Consider the following 1,775-nt stretch of genomic DNA (forward strand, 5'->3'; position numbering starts at 1 on the left):
GCCGGCGCGCGGCGCGCCGATGATGATGGCGCGGGCCGTCATGCTTGTCCCGCCAGTGCCGCGCGCATGGCAACGATCCCGCCAACGACGATCAGCGCCGGCGAGGCGAGACCGGCGGCCGCGGCTTCCTCGGCAATGGTGGCGAGCGTTGCGACGACGGTTCGTTCCTGCGGCGTCGTTGCGGCGACGATCACTGCCGCCGGTGTCGACGGCGCCAGCCCGCCGTCGAGCAGTGCCGCCGCGATCAAAGGCAGGTTGGCCATGCCCATATAAACGACGACAGGCTGGCCGGTGCGGGCGATTGCCGCCCAATCGAGATCGTCATCGGTGCCGGCGGCGTGGCCGGTGGCCAGGATCACCGCCTTGTTGATGCCGCGCATGGTGGCCGGGATGCCGGTCGCGGCCAGAGCGCTGAGGCCCGAGGTCAGGCCTGGCAGCACGCGGAACGGGATGTTTTCATGCGCCAGCGCCAGGGCTTCTTCGCCGCCGCGGCCGAAAATATAGGGATCGCCGCCCTTCAGCCTGACGACGCGGCGGCCGTCGCGCGCCAGCCGCACCAAAAGGGCGGTGATGTCATCCTGTTTCATCGACGGTTTGCCGCCGCGCTTGCCAGCAAAGAAAAGCTCGGCATTTTCGGCAACGGCGACGACATCGGATGAGACCAGCGCGTCGTAGACCAGCGCATCCGCCTCGGCCAAAGCCGCCAGCACTTCGAGCGTCAGGCAACCGGGGTCGCCGGGGCCGGCGCCGGCCAGCCAGACATGGCCAGGCTCCAGCTGGCGCGGCTTGAAGTTCAGCCGGGACAAGGCTTTTTCGAGCGTAGCGTTTTCGCCGGTGTTTTTGTTGCTGCCGCTCACAATCCGTCCCGTCCGCGAAAACGCCGCTGGTAGTGGGCGTCGTATAATGAACTCTCGCCAAAACCTTCGGCTGCCAGCGAGCGGCCGACGAAGATGATCGCCGTGCGCTCCATCGGATCGGCGGCGAGCAGCGCCTCGATGGTCGCCAGCGTGCCGGTCAGCACACGCTCGTCCGGCCAGGAGGCGCGGAAGACGACCGCCACCGGGCAATCCCCGCCATAATGCGGCGTCAGCTCGGCAACGACGCGGTCGATGGCGTGGATGGCCAGATGAATGGCCAGCGTGGCGCCGGTGCGGCCGAAGCCGGCCAGCGTTTCGCCGGGCGGCATTTTTGATGCGCGTCCGGAGATGCGGGTCAGCACCAGGCTTTGCGCGACTTCAGGAATGGTCAGTTCGCGGCGCAATGCGGCGGCGGCAGCGGCGAAGGAGGGGACGCCCGGCGTCAGCGTGTAGGGAATGCCATGCTTTTCCAGCCGGCGGATCTGCTCGGCGACGGCGCTCCACACCGACAGGTCGCCGGAATGCAGGCGGGCGACATCATGGCCCGATTTGTGGGCCGCGACATACTCGGCCTCGATCTCGTCGAGCGACATCGGCGCGGTGTCGATCAGCTTTGTTCCCGGCGCGCAGTGCTGTAGCAATTCGGGCGCGACGATCGAGCCGGCATGCAGGCAGACCTGGCAGCTTGCCAGCAGCCTCGCGCCGCGCAGCGTGATGAGGTCGGCGGCACCGGGACCGGCGCCGATGAAATGGACGGTCATGGCGCATCTCCACTGATGGCGATCGCGCAGGTGACCGGGCCGAGCACCGTGCGCGGGCCAAGCAGTCTGGCGCCTTTGCCGACGACGGCAAGGGCGGATGCCTCGGAAACCGATGAGGTTCCGGCAACATCCTGCGAGAGGTCGGAATGGCTGAGCG

Annotated in this window: 3 protein-coding genes; all 3 read right to left on the reverse strand. The window is 68.0% G+C overall.

The window, feature by feature from the left end; translation table 11 throughout:
* Window positions 1–38 precede the first annotated feature (38 nt).
* Entirely contained in the window at window positions 39–857 is an 819-nt protein-coding gene (gene cobA / locus EN964_RS33515) for a uroporphyrinogen-III C-methyltransferase (protein ID WP_127271891.1), read from the reverse strand.
* On the reverse strand, window positions 854–1,618 hold the full coding sequence (cobM, locus tag EN964_RS33520; protein ID WP_127271893.1) for a precorrin-4 C(11)-methyltransferase: 765 nt from the start codon (window positions 1,616–1,618) through the stop codon (window positions 854–856). The genes cobA and cobM overlap by 4 nt, the downstream gene beginning before the upstream one ends.
* On the reverse strand, window positions 1,615–1,775 hold a 161-nt coding region (locus tag EN964_RS33525), incomplete at its 5' end, for a cobalamin biosynthesis protein (protein WP_164776309.1). The genes cobM and EN964_RS33525, both read right to left, overlap by 4 nt.

The organism is Mesorhizobium sp. M7A.F.Ca.CA.001.10.2.1 (assembly GCF_003998575.1).
Lineage (GTDB): Bacteria > Pseudomonadota > Alphaproteobacteria > Rhizobiales > Rhizobiaceae > Mesorhizobium.

What these genes read in the sequence shown, in the direction of transcription:
- cobM (WP_127271893.1), bottom strand. Translation starts at nt 1,618, where the DNA reads ATGACCGTCCATTTCATCGGCGCCGGTCCCGGTGCCGCCGACCTCATC.